General features: G+C 67.3%; 18 protein-coding genes. 8 read left to right on the top strand and 10 right to left on the bottom strand.

Annotated features, from left to right (window positions below; genetic code table 11):
- The 3 genes from QHF85_RS16360 to QHF85_RS16350 form a co-directional block, all read right to left on the bottom strand.
- Positions 1–909, bottom strand: a 909-nt coding sequence (locus tag QHF85_RS16360; RefSeq protein ID WP_281328118.1) for a hypothetical protein, incomplete at its 3' end; no start/stop codon positions are given.
- 179 nt (positions 910–1,088) lie between these two features.
- Positions 1,089–3,077 carry a hypothetical protein gene (locus QHF85_RS16355; RefSeq protein WP_281328117.1) on the bottom strand — a complete coding sequence of 663 codons (1,989 nt, stop codon included), beginning with the start codon at positions 3,075–3,077 and terminating at the stop codon, positions 1,089–1,091.
- An 812-nt stretch (positions 3,078–3,889) separates the two neighbouring features.
- A complete protein-coding gene (locus QHF85_RS16350) occupies positions 3,890–4,261 on the bottom strand; it encodes a helix-turn-helix domain-containing protein (protein ID WP_281328116.1) in 372 nt (123 codons plus the stop codon).
- 52 nt (positions 4,262–4,313) lie between these two features.
- Between QHF85_RS16350 and QHF85_RS16345 the strand changes: the two genes are divergently transcribed.
- From QHF85_RS16345 to QHF85_RS16335, 3 genes are all read left to right on the top strand, one after another.
- On the top strand, positions 4,314–5,402 hold the full coding sequence (locus QHF85_RS16345) for an NAD-dependent epimerase/dehydratase family protein (protein WP_281328115.1): 1,089 nt from the start codon (positions 4,314–4,316) through the stop codon (positions 5,400–5,402).
- 360 nt (positions 5,403–5,762) lie between these two features.
- Positions 5,763–6,131 (top strand): ATP-binding protein, encoded by a 369-nt coding sequence (locus QHF85_RS16340; RefSeq protein WP_281328114.1) that lies wholly within the window; start codon positions 5,763–5,765, stop codon positions 6,129–6,131.
- A 280-nt stretch (positions 6,132–6,411) separates the two neighbouring features.
- Entirely contained in the window at positions 6,412–7,017 is a 606-nt protein-coding gene (locus tag QHF85_RS16335) for a hypothetical protein (protein WP_281328113.1), read from the top strand.
- Positions 7,018–7,088: 71 nt separating this feature from the next.
- Here the strand turns inward: QHF85_RS16335 and QHF85_RS16330 are convergent, their stop codons facing one another.
- From QHF85_RS16330 to QHF85_RS16320, 3 genes are all read right to left on the bottom strand, one after another.
- A complete protein-coding gene (locus tag QHF85_RS16330) occupies positions 7,089–7,328 on the bottom strand; it encodes a hypothetical protein (protein ID WP_281328112.1) in 240 nt (79 codons plus the stop codon).
- 206 nt (positions 7,329–7,534) lie between these two features.
- On the bottom strand, positions 7,535–10,342 hold the full coding sequence (locus tag QHF85_RS16325; RefSeq protein ID WP_281328111.1) for a DUF3160 domain-containing protein: 2,808 nt from the start codon (positions 10,340–10,342) through the stop codon (positions 7,535–7,537).
- Between the two features lie 125 nt (positions 10,343–10,467).
- Positions 10,468–11,100: a hypothetical protein gene (locus tag QHF85_RS16320; protein WP_281328110.1), complete on the bottom strand. Its 633-nt coding sequence runs from the start codon at positions 11,098–11,100 to the stop codon at positions 10,468–10,470.
- A gap of 359 nt (positions 11,101–11,459) precedes the next feature.
- Between QHF85_RS16320 and QHF85_RS16315 the strand changes: the two genes are divergently transcribed.
- Together QHF85_RS16315 and QHF85_RS16310 are read left to right on the top strand one after the other, a co-directional pair.
- Positions 11,460–12,590 (top strand): endonuclease/exonuclease/phosphatase family protein, encoded by a 1,131-nt coding sequence (locus QHF85_RS16315; RefSeq protein WP_281328109.1) that lies wholly within the window; start codon positions 11,460–11,462, stop codon positions 12,588–12,590.
- A 139-nt stretch (positions 12,591–12,729) separates the two neighbouring features.
- Positions 12,730–13,713, top strand: a complete 984-nt coding sequence (locus tag QHF85_RS16310) for a hypothetical protein (protein ID WP_281328108.1) — start codon at positions 12,730–12,732, stop codon at positions 13,711–13,713.
- Between the two features lie 336 nt (positions 13,714–14,049).
- On the opposite strand, the gene QHF85_RS16305 is transcribed toward QHF85_RS16310, so the two are convergent.
- The gene (locus QHF85_RS16305; RefSeq protein WP_281328107.1) at positions 14,050–14,640 is read right to left on the bottom strand and encodes a hypothetical protein; all 591 of its coding nucleotides are present in this window, start codon (positions 14,638–14,640) and stop codon (positions 14,050–14,052) included.
- 71 nt (positions 14,641–14,711) lie between these two features.
- Between QHF85_RS16305 and QHF85_RS16300 the strand changes: the two genes are divergently transcribed.
- From QHF85_RS16300 to QHF85_RS16290, 3 genes are all read left to right on the top strand, one after another.
- Positions 14,712–15,761, top strand: coding sequence for a hypothetical protein (locus QHF85_RS16300; protein WP_281328106.1), 1,050 nt, complete (start codon positions 14,712–14,714; stop codon positions 15,759–15,761).
- 69 nt (positions 15,762–15,830) lie between these two features.
- On the top strand, positions 15,831–16,964 hold the full coding sequence (locus tag QHF85_RS16295) for an STAS domain-containing protein (RefSeq protein ID WP_281328105.1): 1,134 nt from the start codon (positions 15,831–15,833) through the stop codon (positions 16,962–16,964).
- A gap of 239 nt (positions 16,965–17,203) precedes the next feature.
- Positions 17,204–18,379 (top strand): hypothetical protein, encoded by a 1,176-nt coding sequence (locus QHF85_RS16290; RefSeq protein ID WP_281328104.1) that lies wholly within the window; start codon positions 17,204–17,206, stop codon positions 18,377–18,379.
- A gap of 54 nt (positions 18,380–18,433) precedes the next feature.
- On the opposite strand, the gene QHF85_RS16285 is transcribed toward QHF85_RS16290, so the two are convergent.
- The 3 genes from QHF85_RS16285 to QHF85_RS16275 are packed head-to-tail and all read right to left on the bottom strand — an operon-like array spanning position 18,434 to position 22,001.
- Positions 18,434–19,621, bottom strand: coding sequence for a hypothetical protein (locus tag QHF85_RS16285; RefSeq protein ID WP_281328103.1), 1,188 nt, complete (start codon positions 19,619–19,621; stop codon positions 18,434–18,436).
- Positions 19,618–20,739 carry a hypothetical protein gene (locus QHF85_RS16280; protein ID WP_281328102.1) on the bottom strand — a complete coding sequence of 374 codons (1,122 nt, stop codon included), beginning with the start codon at positions 20,737–20,739 and terminating at the stop codon, positions 19,618–19,620. The genes QHF85_RS16285 and QHF85_RS16280 overlap by 4 nt, the downstream gene beginning before the upstream one ends.
- A 26-nt stretch (positions 20,740–20,765) precedes the next feature.
- Complete coding sequence (locus QHF85_RS16275; RefSeq protein ID WP_281328101.1) at positions 20,766–22,001, bottom strand: CapA family protein; 1,236 nt, start codon at positions 21,999–22,001, stop codon at positions 20,766–20,768.
- Positions 22,002–22,004 lie beyond the last annotated feature (3 nt).

Here is a 22,004-nt window from a genome sequence, read left to right as displayed (position 1 = left end):
GCCGCCGGCGCCGCCCGCGCCGGAGCCGCCCGCGCCGCCCGTGCCCGAGGACGACGACGAGCCGCCTCCGGCGCCTCCCGTGCCGCCGGCCCCGCCGGCCCCATTGCCGTCGCACGTCCCGACCTTGGCCTCGTCGCCGCTCGCGGGCGCGCCGAACGTCGACACCTCCGCGGCCATTTCGAGATTCGTGGTGCCGAGCGCGAGATCCGCCGTGAACGGGTCGAACTTGATGGGCTTGATGCCGGGGATCTTGATCTCGATGCTCGGCTGGATGATGAGCGACCCGGCGCGCACGATGTCGCCTTCGTAGGCCACGTGGGTCCCGTCGATCGCGGCGCAGGTGCCGGTGAACCCGATCTCGACGTAGCTCCCTTCCAGGACATCGAGGACGAGCGAGCCAGGGACGGGAGAGGGGAGCGGGATATCGGGCAATCGCACCGCCGGGATCAGCGCCTTCGTCGTGACGCCCGTGCCGATCGAGAACGGGTCGTACGCCGTGCTCCCTTCGAATTTGATCTCGACGTTGTCGAGGCCGGGAATCGGGCCATCGTACGAAACCGAAGGGAGGTCGACCTTGAGCGTACCCACCATCGAAAACCCACCGGCAATCGCGACCTTGCCGCTGCCCGGCAGGCCCGTGAGCTTGGGCGCCTCCTTCGAGCCGCTCGGCGTCGTGTTGGCGTCCACCGTCGCCGCCCCCTTGGCCTTGAGCTCGAACGACGCCTGCACCTTCGAGTCCTTGGGCAAAAGGCCCGTGGCGTAGGAGAATCCGGGGAGGAGCTCCGATTCTCCGTGCAGGGGCAATACGACGGACTCCGACGCTGTCGACGCAGCGGTGCCGTCGTCGCCACAGGCGCCGAGCGAGGCGACGATGGCGGCAGCGACGACGAAGAAGCTCTTGCGGACCATGATGTCTGTACTCCGTTGGGTTGAAGTGCCCGGAGCGCGCATCGCCGGCGTTGGGGGGGGTAACCCGCGGCCGAGGGGACTCGCGATCCGGTCGCCCAGACCTGGCCCGAAGGAGGCTGCGAAGGAACTTACATGGGGCTTACATGGCCGTTCGAGCCCGGTAAGCGGGCGCGAAAGCCCTACCGCAACACCTCGGCGCGAATCGCCCGATACGACATCGCCAGGCGCCCGGCGCCGAGCTGCCCGCCTTCGTCGAGCCCCCAGCACCACAGATGCTCGTCGTCCGTGAGGGCGCACGCGTGCTCGTATCCGACGCCAATGCGCGTCGCCGGCCGCGGCAAAGGCACGGTCTGCACGGCGCCCGGGGGGCGAGGGCCGGGCACGTGCATGTCCGTCCCCCAGCAATGGACCTTCCCCGCGTGGATCGCGCAAAACATCTCGTCCGCGCCTGCGATCGCCTCCGCCTGCGGCAGCCCGTCGATGGCGTGGGCCGAGGTCGGTCGGATGTTCGGCGTGCCGTGCTTGATATCGAGCTCGAAGCAGCGCAGCGCGCCGCCGGAGAGGGCGCAGAACGTCGAGGAGCCACCGGAGAGGGCGGTCACGCCGGTGAGGCCCGCGATCTTCGTGACCCGCGGCGCGGGCGGCGCTTCGGCGAAATCCTGATCGGCGTCGAAGCGATGGTCGTGGAAACAGGCGACGTGACGGTCTGCGCCCTGGATCACGCACATCGAATCGGCGGAGGCCTCGATCGAGACCGCGCCCGAGATGCCGGGCACCTTTTGCCAGGTGTCGCCGTGATATCCACCCGCCTCGCCGAGGTAAAACAGGCACGACGCCCCGCCGCCGACGAGCGCGCACACGTTGTCGATGCGATCGGTGGCAAAATCGGTCGCCTGGCCCGACAAGGCCGGGAGCCGGTCGCTGTCCCATTGCGACGCGAGGGTGCAATGGCGAAGGTTGTCCGGGTCCTTGCAGCGGTCGATCTTCTTGAAGAACCCGCAACGCACGTCGCCGCGCGGAAGAAGCCCGCAAACGGTGCTTTGACCGAGGTCCATGGCCACGACGCGGTCCGAAAAGCTCGCCTTCTGTGGCCACGGCCCAGGGTCGTGGTCGCCGCCCCAGCAGGAGATCTCGCCGCCGGCGAGGACACACGTACGATCCGACCCGCCCAGGATGTCCGTCACGCCCCGAAAGACGCCGACGTCCACGGGGGTCGTTCGGTGGAGAGGTTTGCCGTCGCCGAGCTGGCCCTCTCGATTGTGGCCCCAGCAAAACACGTCGCCGTCCGATTCGAGCGCGCAGGTATGGTCGTCCGAGAGCGCGAGATCGACGGCGTCGCTCACGCCGACGACGGGCACGGCGCCGCCCACGAGCGGCGCGTCGGGATCGATGCCAGTTTCGCCATGGTAGGCGTGTCCCCAGCAGGCCACCCGCCCGGTCGCGTCGATGGCGCAGACGCGACCCACGCCCGCCTGGACCCGCCGCGCGCCGCGCGCGAAGGCAGGCATGTCGAGCTCGGGGAGGATGTGCCCATGGAAATCGGTGCCGAGGCAAAGCGGCGCGCCGTCCGTCTCGAAGCACGCATTGCCTCTTGCGGCGGACACGCGCCGGAACGATTTCGCGCCCGATCCCTCTTTCACGGCGACGGGGACCCACGAAGGCGCCTCGTCCTCCCTCCACGGGAGCTTCCCTTTGCATTGCGCCGCGCCGTTCTTTCGCGTGACGCAGACGTGGTTTTCCTCCGGCGCGATCGACGTGACGTCGCGGAGGCCGAGGCGAATCGCCTCGGTATCGGAGGTGTTTTCATTCTTGCCGAGCCAGCCCGCGTCGCCCCAGCAGGCCGCGTCTCCGTCACGGAGGATGGCGCAGCCTACCCTGTCCTGGACGACGATCCCCGTGGCATCCGTGATCCCGGTGATGGGACGCTCGCGGTTCGTGTTCGGATCGCTATACACCCAGCCCCAGCAGGAAACGGCCCCGGATTCGGTGAGCGCGCACGTGAAGGAGGATCCGGCCGCGAGATCGACGATACGCTGCTCGAGCACGACGTCGGCGACGCGGGTGGTTTCGGCGGATCCCGGTGCGAGCTGCTGCAGATCGTTATGCCCGGCGCAACGGGCGATGCCCTCCGAGCCGAGCACGCAGGTATGGCCGTTCCCCGCGACCACGCGGCGGACCTGACCGAGTTTCCGGGGCGCGGAGGGGGCGGCGGGGGAGGAGCTGGCCGGTGGGATGGGGGTTGCGGCGGTCGGCCCAAGGCGTGGGGCGGCGGTTGGGGGCAGGGTTTTTCCGGATGCAGCGGGGCGGCTGCATCCGGCGAGCGCGAGGAGGAGCAGGGGCACGTGAAGGCGGGCGCGAGGCACGCGGGGACGGTATTCGGAAGGAGGACGGCTGTCACGCCGGAAGCGGAGGCGGAGTCGAATTCCGCTCCGGTAGCTCTGCGTCCGTCAAGTCCTCGGAACCACGGCATTTCTTGACAGAAGGGCGCCTCGGTTCGCGCTCCCCTGGTGCCCTTTCCGGTGCCTTTTCTTCGGCGTAGCCCCCCAACTCGGGGATCACCTCGACCATGGGGCGGCACTCCCCAAGCCCCAACTCTGCCGCCGTGCGGGCGACGCGCCGGTAACGGTTGATCATCTGATGGACGGGCAGGTCGGTCCCACGCGCTCCGCCTTTGCGCGCGTCGTGCCATGCGAAACACCCGCGCGATGTCGCTCATCTCATCCATCGCGCCATGGCGGCCGCCAGCCTCCGGCAAACGAGATCGTGAAACCGAGCTCGATCGAGGCCGCCCTCTCCCTGACATGCCCGCGCTCGGCGTGTGTGCGCATCAGGACGCTCGCGATGCAGCGCCCACAGCTTCGCTGCGACCTCGTCGGTGGTGAGGACTCCCGTTGCCCGTGTCGTAGACCATGCCGGGACGATCCGAGTTCGAACGATTGAGGATCAGGTCGAGCCGCGGCCGGCATCTCCGCTTACCGTCTCAGTGCTGTTGCCGATCATAGCGCGCGCGTGCCTCAACGATCCTGGCGCTGTTGGTGAGCGCCCACCGTGCAAGCGCATCGAGTGGTTCCATCACCTCCTTGCCCAGCTCCGTCAGCGCATAGTCGACCCGTGGCGGGATGGTTGGGGTGAGTGCGCGAGAGACGAATCCATCACGCTCCAAATTGCGAAGTGTGCTCGTCAGCATCTTCTTGGAAATGGATTCGATCTGGCGTTCGAGCTCGGAATATCGCATCGGACGCTCGCGCAGCAGAACGATAATCAATACGGACCATTTGTCTCCTATATGGCCTAGAATGTTTCCCACCAGCTGACAGGTCTCCAGAGGAATATCGACGTTCCCTAGTCTCATCAAAGTGCCTCCTTCACGGCCCACCCGTCTTCGTTGTATACCAAGGTCTCAAGTGGAGACCAAAGAGATGTCTGAAGAAAATCACACGCTTGCTGAAGCGACGCTCGCACCAGGGGTGGTGCTGGTGACGGGAGGGACGGGCTACCTGGCGGGCTGGACCATCATCCGACTGCTCGAGGAAGGTTACGCCGTCCGCGCGACAGTTCGATCCATCGACAGCGAGCAAGGCTTGCGGAGTCGCCTGTCACGATACACCAGCCGACTTGATCGTCTGACACTCCACAAGGCTGACCTGTTAGATGACGCTGGATGGGCGAGCGCCCTCGAGAATGTCGATTACGTCCTTCATCAAGCGTCGCCCATGTCAGGCAAAACCGTCATCAAAGCCGCTCGGGAGGGTACGCGACGCGTCCTGAAGGCCAGTGCTGTTGCAGGCGTCAAGCGTGTGGTCCTGACGTCCTCAGGATTGGCTGCAAGTCGACCAACGCCGGGGTCCCTCCCGCCGGGCCAGCCCATCGACGAGAGCTCTTGGACCGACGTAAACCAGCCTGGCGTCGGTGACTACATGCGTGCCAAAACGCTTGCCGAGCAGGACGCATGGGCCTTTGTACGTAGTGCCGGTGTCGATCTTGAACTAGTCACTATCCTCCCTGGATTTATCCAGGGGCCTGCACTCGGCGGCACCTATTCCGACTCGGTAGGCTTGGTTGCAAGCATGCTGAATGGGAAGATGCCAGCACTGCCAAATATCGGACTTGGGATCGTCGATATTCGTGATCTCGTTGACCTCCATCTTCTTGCCATGTGTTCGCCAAACGCCGCCGGAGAGCGCTTTATCGCATGCGGTGATTTTCTGTGGTTCCGTGACATTGCTGCCATCCTGAAAGACCATTTCGGCGATCGTGCTTCGAAGGTTTCGGTCCGACGCATGCCGGATTGGCTCGTCAAGCTGCTCGGCGTCTTCAATCCACAGATTGCGGGGATGGTCCCGGAGCTGGGGAATACCTCCAAGCTGAGCTCGGACAAGGCGCTCCGAGCTCTTGGATGGGCCACACGTCCCGCGATCGAGTCCATTATCGCGGCGGGTGAGAGCCTTCTCGCTGATCAGAAGCTTGGAGCGGCCTCGTCGAAAACCTCATAGTTGCTTGGTTGCATCCTGTCACCGATGCGGCAAGCGACATTCCCGCACGAGCTGGGCAAGACTGGATCTTGAACGCCGTATCGAACGGAGCGAGGTCGCAGATCTGGTCTTGAATTGGCCGCCGAATCAATGCGTCGAAGTTCGTCCGATGTGCAGGCATACCAAGGAAACACTCGGCGAGTTCGGCCTTCGGAACGCGAAGCGTCACCAAGATCGTCTCGCCGGAAGGGTCATCGACTACACCGTGCCGCTTCTTCAGCTCGCGGGCTTCGTCCCGTCGGGAGCTTCTGCGGCAGGCGCTCGGCCATCGCGCATGCCGCGCGGGGCACGCGGTGCTGTACGTCGCGGCGAACGACATGCTTGCGGCAGCTCCGCGCGGCCCGCGCCGACGGCAGCCACGACCGCAGGATGCTGCGCTTCACGACGCCGAAGCTCCTGATCGTCGACGACCTGGGGCTGCGGCCGTTATCGGGGGACGAACCGCTGGACCTCTACGAAATCATCCGACAGCGCTACGAGCGGGCCGCGACGATCCTCACGTCGAACCGCTCGGTCGAAGAGCTCGCGCAGCTCTTCGGTGACCCACTGCTCGGGAGTGCGGCGATGGACCGCCTTCTCCATCACGCCCACGTGCTCGAGCTCGTGGGTGACTCGTACCGAAACCCGCCGCCAGCGCGCGGTCGAAAGAAAGGAGGAAATTCAATGAAGGGGGTGCGTGATGAATCGTGAAGGAGAGGGCCGGGATCCGATTGGCCGACCCGAGGTCGCGTCACGCCAGGCCGCTCCGGAAGGTGCGCGAGCAACGCGCAGGCCGGCTCGTCCGGATCCGATTCGGCGACCCGCGCGCGTACCGGCGAGAGGGCCGAATTGCGCCAGGTCGAGGGGCCCGAGCGTGGGATCCGTTTGGCCGACCCGGACCGGATCCGGTAAGGCGGTCCTTGACAGCGCAGACGGCGTTGCGCGCCGAGCTCATCCTGATACGTTCGGCGGGCGAGGAGATAGGAAACCGATGAGCGTGTACAGCGCGACCTTCGTCAAGAGACTGCTTCACGAGCCCGATTTCTTCGCCATGACGTGCCGCGCTGCTGAAGCGCTGCTCACGGAGTGGCGGAAGGCCGTGTCGGCTCGCAGAACCTGGCATTACGCCGTGCGCGAATATGCAGCTTCAGCCTGGATTCGAATCGACGGCACGCTCCAACGCGAGACCGAGCAGGCTCTCTCCGACGCCCTCTCCACCGACGTGCTGGGCGTCTACGCCATAGACGAGCATCGACTTGAATTCTCGCTCGCGCTCTTTCGCAGTGGGCGAGAGGTGCGTTCTCTTCGCCAGAACGACGAAAGCACCTGGACCTTGGTTCGTGGTCAGGAACAGGATTGGGAAGCCGCGGCGTTCTTCTCGGACGACGACCTGGCGTCCTACGTGCGGTTCGCGCAAAGCGAGAGCCGCCGGGGCGAGCGTCGACGCGTGTTCGCCGGTCGGCGTATTGTCGAAGGGGCTGACGTCCCTTGGATGGCGGACTGGAAGGCTCTGAAGAGACTTTCTCGGCAGATTGGGCTACCCTGGCTGCAAGAGGACGACTCCCCTTCAACTCAGCACGCGATCCCGCCGCTCTGAGAATGGAAGGCGAAGAAGAAAGAGTGATTCGCGCCCCCCTCGTGGTATGAGAGGCCCCCGCACGCCGCGACCTACCGCCGTTTCATAGCGCGAATGAGCTTGCCCACGGCGTCATGTGCAGCCCTTGCGGCTGCCGTGGCATTGGTGTCGCGCATCATCCCGAAGAGGCGTGTTGCGGCGTCGTGGGCGACCGTCGCAGCGTCGACGTCGCCTGCCGCCGCCGCTGTGACCTCGCCTTGCACGAGCACCGCGAGAAGCGTCGTGCGCGGGTCGGCTTCTGGGATGCCCCAAAGGGCGGCGACGGGGTCCAAAGTGGCACCAACTCGGGCCAACAGGGGGGATCCGTCGTCAGCGGGAGAGGGATCCTGCGGGTTACGGCGAGTTAAGGCCCCCGGAATCCGAGGCGGAGGCGGAGGCGGAGGCGGCGGCGGAGGCGGAGGCGGAGGCGGAGGCGGCAAGCGAAATCTAGTTGTGTACCGTTCTCGAGGAAGGGAGGCAGGTTGTGCGCCCGGGCTTGTCAGTCCCCGGGGGGCGGCTGTTCCGCCGGCTGCGGGTAATCCCAGTCGCCCCCAAGGACGAACCGCTGCACCAGTTGGGGGCGCATATCGGGCGTATCGCTCGAGTGATAAAACACCGTGGGGCTCGTGAACCAATCGTACGAGCCTTTCCCCAGGCCAGAGCGGCCGAGATCCTCGACGCGCAATGAAAGCGCCTCGACCGGGGTACGGTTCTTCGGCTTCTTACCGTAGTACATGTCCCGTGCGGTCAGGTCCTCGTCGACCCAGGGGATCTCCGGAAAAAGGAAAGGAAAAACCACCACGTCGTCGTCGACGCTCTTCGTGAGCGCAGGCCCGAGCGGATCGGCGTGATGATCGAGCAAGGTGACAGTGATCGGCCCCAGCGGGCGATCGGCGGCGAGCACGAGCCGTGCCTCGAGCTTGCCGTCCTTGATGCAATGAAAAAGCTGACCGCCAAGGCCGAGCTTCGGATCGCTCCAGGGTTTGGCCGCGAAGCTCTCCCGGAACGGATCATGTTTGTCGAGGTAATTTTGAGCAGCTTGGTCGTCGAGGCGCTCGGCGATGGGGGTCTTCGCCTCGTAGCCGCGCGCGACAGGGCCGACCATGGCCCGAGGCTCCCCGCCCGTGTCCACGATGAACACCCCGAGACGCAGCCCGTCCACGCCTAGATGAGCCACCTTTCCCGCGTTCGTCAGCGTGAAGTAATCGGCGACGAGGGAGGCGGGGCGCATGGCGCCGTCCTCGCGGTCCTCGAACATGTCGAAGTACCATCCGGTCCATTTCGGTGGGTCGCCGCTGTCGGAGTATCCACCTTCAGGGATGTACTCGGACACCATGCCGAGCCATTGGGCTTGCGTCGGCGTGGGCGCGCCACGCGAGGCTTCCGTCTTCGAGATGGCGGAGAGCACGCGCAGCACGCGCAGGAGCCCCTCGAAGCCGCCGCCCGCGACCTTTCGAAGGCGCTCGGTGTGCGCGATCAAGGCGTCGTAGAAAGGCGCGGCCGGCTCGACGTACGCATCGGGAATGGCGCAACCATAAGCGTCGTAGCCCTGCCCCTGGAGCAAAATGAATGTGTGGCGGAGCTGGGCATACCCGACGAGCGCCGACGACATTCGCATATCGGCGAACGCCTCACGCTGCATGAACGAAGGGAACAGGCCCCGCGGCTTCTCGGCGAGCGAGAGCACCGCACCGAGGAAGCTGCCGGCCACGTCCAGGCTCTGGTTCGTCCGTGCCTTCATCTCCGCGCGCGCCGCGTCGAGCTCGCCCTTCAACCGCGAATGATTTTCGAGATCCTTCTTCAAGTACGAGGCGGCGCGGTCATGGCCGAGCACGTACCCCACGTCTGCTGCGCCGAGATCGAACCGGCCAGGCGTCGCGTCGTGGACCAGCCGCCCGAGCGGCGCGATGTCCGGCGTGATGCGCGAGCCGAAGAGCGTCGTGATGACCGGCAGATCCCTCACGCCTTGGGGCATGAAATGGACGCGCGCCGTGCGCCGATATCCATCGCCGATAGCCCGCTTGAGCTTTTCGGGGGCGTCCGGGGTCGTCGCGGTAAAGCCATTCTTGTCCATGAGCGAGAGGAGCTCCGGGATCCCCACGTCCTCGCGATGTCCCCCGAAAGCGCTGTAAACCTCCTCGAACTGGGCGAGCTCGGTGAGCGCGCCCGAGCGGCGGAAGAGGTCCGCCAGCGCGAGCGCATCCCTGATCTCGCGAGGCGTCTCCCGGGGATCCGGCGATGCTTCCGGGTGCGAGCTGCGCGAGCCACGCGAGACGAGGTTCCATTCGAGTTGCGTGAGCCACGTCATGGCCTTGAAGTACGGCCCGGGGTTCCACCACCCGGGGTCACCAACGGCGTAATGGCCGCGCGGCGTATACTGCGAGAAATCGACCATCCGCCTCCGGCCGAAGATCTCGATGGGCTGTAGTTGCTTCTCCTCGCTTTGAATGGCGCCGACCACCGCGCTCACGGCTTTGTCCTGGCCAAACAGGGAGGTCGTTTCGTGCTCGAACTCGTTTTCCTTGTTCAATTGGGCCGGGACGGCGAGATAGAGATCGAGATCTTTTCGCGTCGTCTCGTCGTAAATGCCTTTCGACGCCGCGAGCGTTTTTTGCAGCTTCTCGAGCATCTTCTGGAGCGCCGGCGCGAGCCGCGATCGTTCGGCCGTGCCGAGCACCGCGTCCGTGGCGACGTACGCCGCGTGCAGGATGGAATCGACGCCGACCCAGAGCGGCAGCTCCTCCTGGAACACGTCATGGAACGCACCCGCGTAATCGAGGTAGGGAAGGCGATCGAGGACCACGAACCCGTTCTTCCGGAGCAGGGCCTTTTCCGATGGGTCGAGGTGCAGGTGCGCCTCGATGCGATCGAGGTATTTGGGCCTCTGGGTGCCGTTCCAAGGATCGCTCTTCCCGACGGCTCCCGGTGCGACGTTGAGCGCCCCGGGCTCGAGAGCGCGGATGTGGTCGTTGCTCACGTAACACGCGTCCGCGCCTTGGGGCGCCACGTCGACGGCGTCGCAAAGAGGGTCGTGAAAGTAGCCGCAGCTTGGTGGCTCGATGATCGAGAACGGCTTGGCCCCGGCGCGCGCCTTCAGGGCCGACTCTGCGAGCGGCAGGGCGCAAGCCGTGGCCTCATCCATGTCGCGCAGCTTCACGAAGGCCGCCGAGTGCTGCCCAGGAGGAAGCGACGGCGCGGGCATGGTCGCGCTCGGCCGAGCGACGGCTTGTGTTGGTCGCTCGATCGCCGCTCCGCTCCCGGCACCATGACAAGCCGCGCCGAGGGCCGTGCTGAGAGCGAACAGCATGGGAAAGCGAGCGCCGAAGTTGCCGTGCATACGGCGCAGGCTACCTGAACTCTCGGCGCGCTCGGAAGGGCTTTGGAGGGCGATCGAACGTGAGCGGAGGCGGGAGCGGGAGCGGAAACCCCGCCTCAGGGCTGCGCGGGCCAGGCCCGGACGAACGTCGAGAAGAACGGCAATGCATGCGCGGAGGGGTGGGGATCGACCATGTTGTCGACGCCGCTCCGCGTGCTCTGGAATTCCCCCTCCCACACGACGCCCCCCGAGGTCGTATCGACGATCGACACCTTCCCCGAGAGCGTGGATTCCACCGTATTGCCGCCCATGCTCCCCGCGCCGTGGGGGACCTGCTCGTAATGCAGGCGAGACAGAATGAAGTATCGAGCGCTCACGGTCGCCTTGAGCTCCGTGAGTCGGCTCGGGTCGGTGCCGCCGTCGTCATAGACACGCCGGAACAGGGCCTCTTCTTCGAGCGCCCCCTGGAGGGCCCGATCATGCGCGGCGCTGCTGGCGATCGGGATGTCTTGGCGATTTTGCCGGAGCGCACGGACGAACTGGCCGGCGAGCAAGGCGCGCTCCCGCGGGCCCACCCTCTCGTCGTCGAACTTCACGGGCATGATCGCAACCCTGCCCGTCACGAGATCCTTGGACGTGAGCGATGGATCCGCGCGGAGAATCGTGGGTTTCCAGGCGCAACCAGTCACCACGCCGAGCCCGAGCACGGGCATCGCCGCAAGGAGAATCGTGGCGGCCGCGCGCTTCACGCGACCAAGGTAGGACGATGACGAAACCGGGCCCGAGGAGCGCATGTCGTTCACGGAAAAACCCCACTCGCAATGGGTCGAACACCCGAAGTTATGTGGTCCTGCCAACTCGTCCCTAGCAGCCATGGCAGGAGGATGTCAAGCGAGAGTGTTCATTCGAGCTCGACGCGCAAAGTCTCCACGGCCCGCCTCCTGGAGCGGCTCGAGCGAGCCGACGAGGCGAGATCGACGTTTCCCCTCTGCCCCGCGATCCCCTGGGCGCCCTCCGTGACGAACGGCAGGACGAGGACCCCAGGCGAAGAGGGCCCCCCGGAAATCCTTTTGACACCCCGATCGCGCAAGCATAACCGAGGACGGCGATGACCCGCCCCGACGTGGTCCCTTCTCCCGGCTCGACCGTCGCGCCCGACGGCTCCGTGTCCTTCGTCTACCGCGACGAACGCGCCTCGCGCGTGCTCGTGGCAGGAGACTTCACCGGCTGGGGCAAGGATCCGATCGCGCTCATGAAGCGCGAAGGCACGGATCTCTGGGTCCTCACGACGCGGCCGCTCCCGCGCGGGCTCCACGCGTACAAGCTCGTCGTGGATGGCCGATGGACCGCAGACCCGGCGAACCCGCTCGACATCGACGACGGGCTCGGCGGGCGCAACTCGGCGTTCGTCGTGGGAGGGCGTGATCTCGGCGATCCAGCGGCGATCCGCGTGCTCTCGCTGAACCTGCACACCTACCAGGAGCGGGGGCTCCGCGAAGGCGTCGTGGTGAACGATTCGCTCCCGAAGATCGAGCGGATCGCGTTCGGCGTGGCGGCGATGGGGATCGACGTGCTGCTTTTGCAAGAGGTCGGCGAGCACGTGTCGAACCCGGCCGAGCCGAACGCCGGGCGGATCTTGCAGCAGCACCTCGAGCAGTTCACGCGGCGGCGCTGGGAGCACGTGTGGAGAGAGGCCCACATCGGGTTCGACGTGTACCGCGAGGGGCTGTCGATCCTCTCGTCAGGCCCGATCGAGGACGTGACGGTCTTGCAGCTGAGCGAAGGCGGGCTCGCGCGCATCGCGCTGATCGCCCGGACGACAATCAAAAACACAAAAATCCGGGTGGGGACGACGCACGTGTCGTGGGGCTCGGAGGGCGGGGCGCAGGCCGAGCGGATGCTCGCCGAGGTCGCCCGGCTGCCGACAGGGGATCACGCCGCGACGCTCCTTTCGGGCGATCTCAATGCAAGCCCAGAGGATCGGCAGGTCGCGGCGTTCATCGAGCGAGGGTATACCGACGTGGGAATGGCCACGCGGAACGTGTGGCCCACGTTCGGGGAGAAGACGCTGACGAGCCGGATCGATTATCAGATGCTCCGCGCCTCGGCAGGCCGGCGCGCGGCGCGCATCGAGGCGTTCGTCCGGGTGTTCGACGGCGAAGGGCCCGAGGACGGGCTGCACGCGCGGGTGAGTGATCACGCCGGGATCGTCGGAGCGTATCGCTGGGACGTGGGATAGTCGACGCCCGCCGTCATGCACCGCGGCCGCACGCCAGGCGCGGTCTGGCCTGCCAAGCGGCGCAGGAAGTGCCCGCGGATTTTTCGCACCGATCGCTCGCTCTCGGATACGTTGAGCCTGGAGAGGAGATGGTAGGGTCGTGAAAAACGGAATTGGGATGCGTCGCAGTCCGTCGCGTTCTCTGGCTCTGGGTCTTGGCTTCGCGGCGGTCGCGCTCGCCGCTCCGGCGCGCGCGGAGACGGCCGCAGCGGAGGCGCCGCCCGCCGCGCCGGAGGCCGCACCGGCGAAAAAGACGCCGGCGCCGTACTCGATGCCCTTCATGCTCCGGTCGGTGAACGCGGGGAACCTGGTTCGTCTCGACACGGTGCTCGCGTTCTCGAAGACGAAAGACACGATCCCGGTGCTTCTGCAAGGGAGCTACAAGGTTCTGCCGAACCTCGCGGCCATCGTGCGGCTCGGCATGATCCACAGCGAGACGAAGGGGCCCGAGGGGACGAAGGCGACGTCGTTCGTCAACCCCGCGATCGGCGCGCTCTACTCGATTCCGCTCAGCGAGTCGTGGAAGATGGGGCTCTTCGCCGCCACGACGATCCCCGTGGGCACGGGCGGCGGCAACAACCCCGACGTGCCGAAACGCACGGCAAACCTCGACGGGATCTATGCGCGCGCCTCGATGGACAACGCGCTCTTCCAGATCAACTACCTGACCCCGATGGTCGGCGCAGGCATCGGGTACATCGCAAACGGGCTCACACTGCAAGCCGAGGTGACGGTCCTCGAGCTCATCCGCGTGCGCGGCGCCGAGGTGGACAAGGACGCGGCCCGGACGAACATCACCGCAGGCCTGCATTTCGGCTGGTTCGTGATTCCGCAACTCTCGATCGGCACGGAGCTCCGTTACCAGGTCTGGGCCGCGAACGAGACGATCGAGAAGGGCCCGGATCCCACGCGGGTCGACAACTGGACACTCGGCGTAGGGCCCCGCGCACACATCAAGCTGAGCGACAAGATGTGGCTGCGCCCCGCCGTCTCCCTGACGATGGGCCTCGATCTCCCGACCGGATTCTCCGGGAACGGTCTCGAGTACAAGATCGTGCAGATCGACGTGCCGTTTTTCTTTTAGAAGGCGCCTCGCTGGGGCTTTGCCCCAGGCCCCACCGGGGCTGTCCGCCCCTGGACCCGGACCAGCGCAAGCGCTGGACTCGGGGTCGATGAACTGCGCGATGCGCAGTTCATCGAACGGACCAGGTCAAGACCACGGGCGACCCTGCCAGCCACGACGGTTCTGCCGACAACGCCCGTGGACGCGTGAGACGCCCTCGATGGTCTTGCCAACGGCCTGTGGGAAGAACTGCGCATCGCGCAGTTCTTCCCCAAATGGTCCAGGGCTGGCCCTGGTCCGGGTCCAGGGGTGGACAACCCCTGGTCGGGCCCGGGGTGAAACCCCGGCGCTACGCTCTCAGCCCACGGCCGCGTGCAGCACCTCGCGCGCTGCGCCGAGCAGACGCTGGTAATGCTCGGCGACGGGGCGTAGGCCTGCCATGAAGAGTACGAAGCCGCCGGGGCGCATCTCCAGGTGACCCTGAAAGCCCCAGCTTGCGAGCATGGAGCGGAGACGCCGCGGGAAGGCGGCGGCGGCTTCGGCGGGTGAGGCGGCGAAGGTCGTGACGTGCTGATCCCACAGCTTGTCGCCGAGCTCGACCTTTGGCGGCGGCGCGCTTTCGAGGTAGGCGACGCGCGTCACGAAGTGCTCGCCGACTCGCATGGCTGCGCGGTGCATGAGGTTGGGGTGTGCGACGTAGGCGAAGAGGGTTCGTTCGAGGGGCTCGGTGTCGAGATCTACGGCGTACCAGGGCTCGACGAGCACGTACGGGCCGTGTGGCGTCTGCCGTGTGACGGCGTGGAGGTACTGGCCGGGGGGCGCGATGTTGTCGTGGGGTTCCCACGGGCGGAACCAGGTTTCCCCGGGGAAGGGGTTCCACGCGAAGCCATTCGCGTATGCCCATGCGCCGATGCGATCTGCGCTGAAGGATCTGTGTGGGCCCGACACGCGGAGAGAGGGTAATCCGGGAGGCTCGGCGACGCAAAGGTCGAAAAGGATGGGCTCGCGGGTCGAGGCGGATGAAGGTATCCTCGACGCGGGACGGCATGACACGGATCGCGCCTCTGGCGACGTCACATGCGGGGGATCGTCTGGCGGACGGGATGCGGGTGTTTGCCTTGCCTCCGCCGGAGATCGGGGACGTTCGTTCGGTGGGAAGCACGGTGCAGGCGGGAGACAAGCCGGTGACGCTCTCGCTGCGTGTGGCGCGGACGTCGGTGCTCGCGGCGTTCAGCGCGGTTGCGGTGGGCTTGGTCTCGCTCGTGCCCATCGGAATGCTCGTGTGGCTCCTTCGGCAGCTTGGGTTCGGCGCGCCGTTCACGGAGGCGCTTGCTGCGGCGCTTGCGCTCGTCGCGGCCGCTGTGGGGGCTTGGTTCGCGGCGCCGATCGCGTGGGACGTGAATGGCCCGGTCGCGTCGTGCACGTACGTGGGCACGGACGGGCTCGCGCGGTACACGTGGGGGGATCCGCTGCCGCGCACGGTGCTCCGTTTCGAGGACGCGCGCGCCCTGGTCAAACGTGTGCGCACCCGCAAGAAAGGCGAGATGGACCGCGTTGAATTCGATCTGCGCTGGATGGGGCGGCGGGGCGTGGGGGTGGGCTTCCGGATTCACGGGCATTACGACGGGGAGAGGCCGAGCGCGGGGGTGCGACCGGAGCACCAAGCGTACCTGTTCGCCGTTGCGGCGGAGCGAGCCTGGAACGAGTGGCTCCTCCGGAAGGCGCGCGAGGAGGTGGCGTCACGGGGGGCGATCGAGATCGGGCGAGACGCGCGGGACGTTTCGCGGCGGGCGCGGATTGGACTCGGATTCATTGAGCTTTTCGACGGCGAGCGTGTGGAGCGGTGGAGCGCGATCGAGGTGGATCAGATCCAGGTGAAGGGCGGCACGGTCGTGATCCGCAGGATCGATCCGATGCGGGGAAAGCGCTCGATCGAGCGCCGCTATCCGGGCAGCGCGCCGGGTGCGATGGATAACGAGAGCTTCTTTCCGCTCGTGCTTCGCGAGATTGCGGGATTGCCCGTGGAACAACGCGAGCCGGGCCTTGGTGAGGTCCGTGCGGCGGGGTAGACGCCGCGCTGGTTCCGTCCTAGACGAGGTCCCTCGGCGGCGTGCTGCGTCGCCTGCGATGCCCGACCCATGAAGCTTCACGAACGGCTCGCCGTCCTGGAATCCTCACCCGTCCCGACGTGGGTGTTCGATCTCGACTTTTTTCGCCAGCGCTGGGCGAACAAGCCCGCCCTCGAGCTCTGGCGCGCGAGCACCCAGGAGGAGCTCTACGCCCGCGATTATTCCGATATGTCGGAGTCGACGCAAGCGCGCATGCGCGGGTACATCGAAGGTTTCCGCGTGGGGCGGACGGCCGAGGAGGAATGGACGCTTTATCCGAAGGGCGAGCCTCAGACGATGAAGCTCTTCATGACGGGCGTGCCGCTCGATGATGGCCGGACGGGCGTGCTCATCCAGGCGTTTCTCAAGGAGAAGGCGCCGAGCGCGGATCTCGTGCGGAGCATCGAGGCGCTTCGGCACACGTCGGTGATGGTGACGCTGCTCGACATGGAAGGGGCGGTTGTCCTGCAAAACCCGGCGGCGCAGCGGGCATTCGGGGCCGCCGTGGCATTTCAGGCGCGCTTTTTGGACGACCTGATCCCGGAGACGTTGCTCGCGGCGGCGCGGGCTGGGGAGGTGTTTTCGCTGGAGACCGCCGTGCGCACGGAGGGGGGCGAGCGCTGGCATGCGATCGAGGCGCGCACGCTGCCGGATCCGGCGACGGGGAAGACGGTGATCCTCGTGCACCATACCGACGAGACGGCGCGGCGCGGGGCCGAGCGGAGGGCGGCCGAGGAGGAGCAGCTCGCGGCGGAGCTCCGGGGGACGCTCGCGCTCGTGGAGCAGCAGAAGCAGGAGATCCTCGCCTTGTCGGCGCCGGTGCTCGAGGTCTCGTTGCATACGATTGCGCTTCCGATCATCGGGGTGCTCGATTCGGCGCGCGCCGCGGAGATGGAAGGCCGGATCCTCGGCGCGGTCTCGGCGCGCGGCGCCGCGCACGTGATCCTGGATCTGACCGGAGCAAATGCGCTCACGGCGGAGACGGCCGAGCAACTGGCGCGCCTCGGACGTGCGATCCGTCTGCTCGGGGCGCGGCCGATCGCCACGGGCATCACGTCGAAGCTCGCGCGGACCTTGGTTCATGCCAACGTGGACCTCGGCGGGATCCGTTTGCTCCGGACCTTGCGCGACGGAATCGAGGCGGCGCGGCGCGAGCGGACGTAAAATCGCTCCCTGGGCGAGCCGCTCGGCAGGGGGGCTGGTCGAATCGCCATCGGCGCATGATATTGGTGACTGTTCCGCAAGGGGCATGTTTTTGGCGCGAGGCTCGGGGACGAGCGCGCCGAATCGAATGGCCATGAGCCCCGTGGAGGTGCGTCCGGGACAAACCGCGTTCTGCGAGACGACCGGGCGCTCCTTCGCGGAGGGCGGGGGCAGTCATGAAGCGAAATATTCATGGTTTGGTGACGGTCGCACTTGCGCTCGTGCTGGGGGTGGGTTGTGGCGAGGAGCCGGTTTCCCAGAATGGGGAGACGGAGCCCATCGGGGAAAATGAGGAGGCCGTCAGCGATTGCTTGGTCGATGCCACGAAGGAGCTTTTCATCACGGATCTCTCGGTCATCCAGGACGCCCGGGCGTCCGGACTCGGGAACTGGTCGTTCGGCCACGTCGTCCAGGAAATGGCGAAAGGCCATGATGAGCAGGCGTTCATCAAGGGATTCATGGAAACGTGGCTCCAGGACCAGACCGTCGATGGGCTCACGATCAAGGCGCGTACGCAGATGGAAGACCTCGTGCTCGCGCCCTGGCGGGCGAAGAGCGCGGACGGCAAGACGTACGATCTCGACAAGGCGCCGATGTCCCTGCTCGCGATCGTGTACCGGCTCGATTTGCGCAGGCAGAAGAACGTGGGTGAGGGCGTGGGCGAGGGGCGCATGATCTACAACGTGCACGGGCCCGACGGGCGCCCCCTGCAGTTCACCATGATCTTCGAATACAAGCTGCCGGCGAACCGGGGGCAGTCGGCGGAGAGCTGGGCGCGCGAGTTCCACGCGCTCGGCGCGCTGCCGTTCGGGCCGGACTACAACGCGAGGCTCGAGGCGCTGACGGAGAAATTCGTGAGCGCGAAGGCGTGGCAAGGGATGCCGCCGGGGAGCGTGCTCAACCAGCTCCGCACGAACGAGATCGCCCTGACCTTGGGCGGCCCGGAGCCCCTCTGGGAGATGCGGCAATTCGAGATCAACCCCCAGGGAAAGCTCCTGCCGGCGAGCGCGGGCCTGACGCCGGACCTCGTCCACGACAACACGTCGCTCCTCGCCGATTACGTGCGTGAGAACGAGCGCAAGATCCTGGCCGGTACCCACAAGGTGGGCCCCCGCTTCAAGGGCCAGCCGTTCAACGGCGGATCGGCGCGCGTGCCGTCGCGCGACTTCATCTGGGAGGTCCCAGGCGCGACCGAGGAGGTCCGGAAGGCGTTCTCGACCGCGACGTGTAATGGTTGCCATGCGGGCGAGACGATCACGACCTTCCTGCACGTGGGGCCGACCCGCAACAGCCCGGAAACGCGCCTCTCGACGTTCGTCCTGGAAGATCAGTTGCCGTTTCGCGTGAAGGAGATGAAATCGCTCGTCTGCGATTGACGCGGGGAAAAGGCGCTGGGCGCGAGGGCCGGGGAGAGGGCTCCCCGGCCCCGGTCACCGGCGGCGGCGGCGCGCGCCGAGGCTCGCCAGGGCGGCGAGCGAGGCGAGGCCGAGCCAGTCGGGGATGGCCTCGTTCGTGCCGGCGGCGCGGCATTGGCAGGTGACGACGCCGTGGACGGCGCCATTGCCGTCGTCCGCGGGCGCGGGGCCGCTTCCGGCGGTCCCGTCTCCGCCGGCGCTCCCGCCGCCCTCGCCGATTCCGCCGGCGCTTCCGCCCGCGCCGCCGTCCGCGCTCCCGCCTGCGCCCGCGCTCCCGCCTGCGCCGCCGCTGCCGCCTGCGCCTCCGCTCCCGCCGACCGCGCCATTACACGCGGTGAGGTGGATCGGGCGTTGGTTCTGGCAATCCGTGGGGGAAGCGCAATCAGGATCGGGGAGAGCGGGCGGGCTCGTGCTTCCGCCGATGTCGCCGGGGTTCGGGTAGGCCGGCTCGATCGTCTCCCACTGGCTATTGAATTCCATGAACCCGTAGACCTTCTCCTGGTACGGCGCGGCGCCGCCCACGGACGGATTCCATACGCCGCGGTTCGCGTCGTAGTTCGGGTTGTTCGGGTTGTTCACATAGGCCAGACCGTTGTAGGCCCACGTGGCCGCGTACCAGTGCTCGACGACCTTCGGCTGGTTGTCGCCGACGCAGTTCGTCGCCTTCCATTTCGCCGCGAGGATGCGGGTGCTCGTGGCGAGGTTGTAGAACGGATCCGAGGCCACGCGCTCGCGGTCGAAGTCCGGGTTTTCCCCGACGTGCATGCCGCTCGTGACCTGGCCGATGCCGTAGCCGCAATCGAAGGAGATGATCGTCTGTGATGCGCCGCCGACCTGATCGGCAGGCAGTGTGGGGACGCAGAACTGGCGCCAGCCGGACTCGACCTTGGTGAGGGCCTTCAGCAATTCACACGGAAACCGTGCGGGGACGGATTGGGTGGGCTCCGGTTTGCCGCAGCCCTGGCCGATGTTGGTGACGGTGGGACCGTCGCCACCCCAGGCCGCGGGGCCCTGCGAGACGATGTCGAAGATGCCGTTCCATTCGTCGTTCGTCGGGTTCGTCCCGGCCGCGGCCTCGATGGCGCAGTTGTGGTCGTTCGACGGGCTCGACGCGGTGTACGACGGGCAATACGCGGCGGCATGGCCGCTCGCGGCGAGGAGGGCGAGCGAGGCGGCGGCGGCGAGGGGGCGCTTGGGGCTCACAGGGCACCTCCGTTCTCGAGGTAAAACCCTGCAATGGCCACGCGGCTGCCGCGGGGCGCGGGCAGGGCGGCGGCGGCGCCGGTCTGCGTGTCGACCAGGAAGGGCACGGGGAGCGCGCTCGGCTGGGTGTGCGAGGCCGCGATCCAGCGGGAATCGGCGGTCGCGGCGGCGACGAGGTCGACGCCGGGGCCGAGGGGGCCTGCGATCCGCGCCTCGGCGTCGAGCGTGGAGAGGCCACGGCCCGGCGGGTTGTAAAGGACGCCGCCGCTCGGAAGGACGGCCGGAGCGAGGGTCATGCTCGGGCTCGAAAAGAGCCGGCGCGCGTGGCCCGAGGCGAGGTCGATCTCGTCGACGACCCAGGTGCGGCTGTTCGTCTCGTGGCGCCCCTGGAAGACGAGCTTGTTTCCGGTCGCATCCATGGAAAAATCCCGCGCGAAGGGCGGGAGGTCTTTCACGATGGAACGCACGGCGCTCGTGTCGGGATCGACGGCGACGATGTCGGCGTGGTCGGGCAGGACGCGATAAAGGACGATTTCCTTGCCGCTCGCGCCCGCGAGGAAAAGGAGGTGGCCGTGCTCGGCGTGGACGGCGCGGGTTTTTCCCGTATCGAGGTCGATCTCGTCGACGGTGAGGGGATCGACGCGCAATCGGCCCTCGATTTCGGTGCCGGCGCGGCCGCGGGAGACGAAGACGCGGCCGGCGGGGGTGACGAGGGGGCGGCTCGCGTGGACGACCCCGGTGGCGAGCGCCTCGGGCGGCGCGTGCGGCCGCAAGCGGAAGAGGGAGGCATTGAAGGAGGTGTCGCGGGACGGCGTGGTATCGGCCGTCGCGAGGACGTACGGCGTGCCCGGGACGACGGCGGCGCGGACGGTCGCGTCGGGTAGGTGGGCGAACGTGGCGACCGGGGCGGGCCCTTCACCGCCGCCGGCCTGGACGAGATACAGCGAGGTGTGCTCGGCGCCCGGGAACGTGGCCAGGACGGCCACGCGAGGTCCCCGGATCTCGGGCGGCGCTGCGGCGTGGGCGGGCGCCGCGCCCTCGGGTCCGCCGGCGGCGAATGCGAGTGCGACCGCGACGCTCGAAGCGCCGAGGCCAAAGAGGATCTTTCGCGTGAACATGGAGGAATGGTAATGCTCGGCCAGGACTACGGAAAGTTCGGTGCAAGAGAATCTGCAGCTCGTGGCTTTTCGGCGCCGGAAGGCGGGGCGACGGGCGCGCATCCGTCCTCGCCGGCGGGGCCGAGCGTCGCGCCCCCGACGCGGCGCGTGAGGGACTGGAATCGCCCAAAGAAGTGCGATTCGTAGGCCTTGCGGCGGGGATCCTTGGCGAGGGGGATCGGCTCGATGCCGTGAATGCGGAAGGGGCACGCAAAGAGGCGGGGAGGGGCGCCCTTTTCGAGCTCGATCTTCACGGCGAGGCCCATCTCGGTCCACGGGTGGCCGCTGTGCATGCGCATGAGCAGGTTGCCGAGGCTGTAGACGATAGGCTTTCCGGCGTGGAACGAGACGCCTTGCACGACGTGCGGGTGGTGGCCGAGGAACGCGTCGGCGCCCGCGTCGATGACGGCCTCGGCGAGGGCGCGCGTGCCGGGCAGGGGATCCTCGCGGTATTCCTCGCCGCCGTGATAGCTGACGAGAATGGCGTCGATGTCCCTGCGTTCGCGGAGCGCGCGCACGGCGCGGACGAGGGCCTCGCGATCGGCCGAGGCGACGTGCGCGCGGCCCGGGTGTCTGGAGAGGACGCCCTGGTTCCAGACGTCGGTGACGGCGAGGAAGGCCAGGCGAGCCCCGCGGCGCGTGACGATCGCGGGCTCGAAGGCCTTTTCGAGGGTCGCGCCCGTGCCCACGTGCAGGACCGAGGCCCGATCGAGGTGATCGAGGGTCTCGAGCATGGCCGATTTGCCATAATCCCAGGCGTGGTTGTTCGCCGTGGAGACGACGTCGATCCCGGCACGCGCGAGGACGTCGGCCGAGGCGGGCGGGCCATTGAAGACGAGGTTGTTCTCGGGCGAGACGGTCTCGTTTCCCTGATCGCTGATGGGCCCCTCGAGGTTGACGAACCGCACGTCCGCCGCGCGGAGGAGGTGTTCCATCGGGGCGAACAGGGCGCGATCCGGCTCGCGCAGGAGGATCTGACCGACGAGGCGGCCGAAGCTCACGTCACCCGCGGCGAAGACGGTGACGAATGCTGGACTTCGAGGCGGCGCATCCGGCGCGGCGTCGTTCGCGTCCTCGTCTCCAGCATCCGCGGGCGCCGGGGCCGTCACCACGGGCGCCGGGGCGGGCGCGAGATTCGTAGTGTCTTCGCGATCGTTCCCACACGCAGCCGCGGCCACGACGAGCACGAGGGCGAGGGGAGCGGCGACACGATGCGGAGCCATGCG

It is taken from the genome of Polyangium sp. 6x1, from assembly GCF_029946515.1.
Taxonomy (GTDB): Bacteria; Myxococcota_A; Polyangia; order Polyangiales; family Polyangiaceae; genus Polyangium.
Note: the sequence above shows the minus strand (reverse complement) of the source record. Positions and strands in the feature narration are given on the sequence as shown.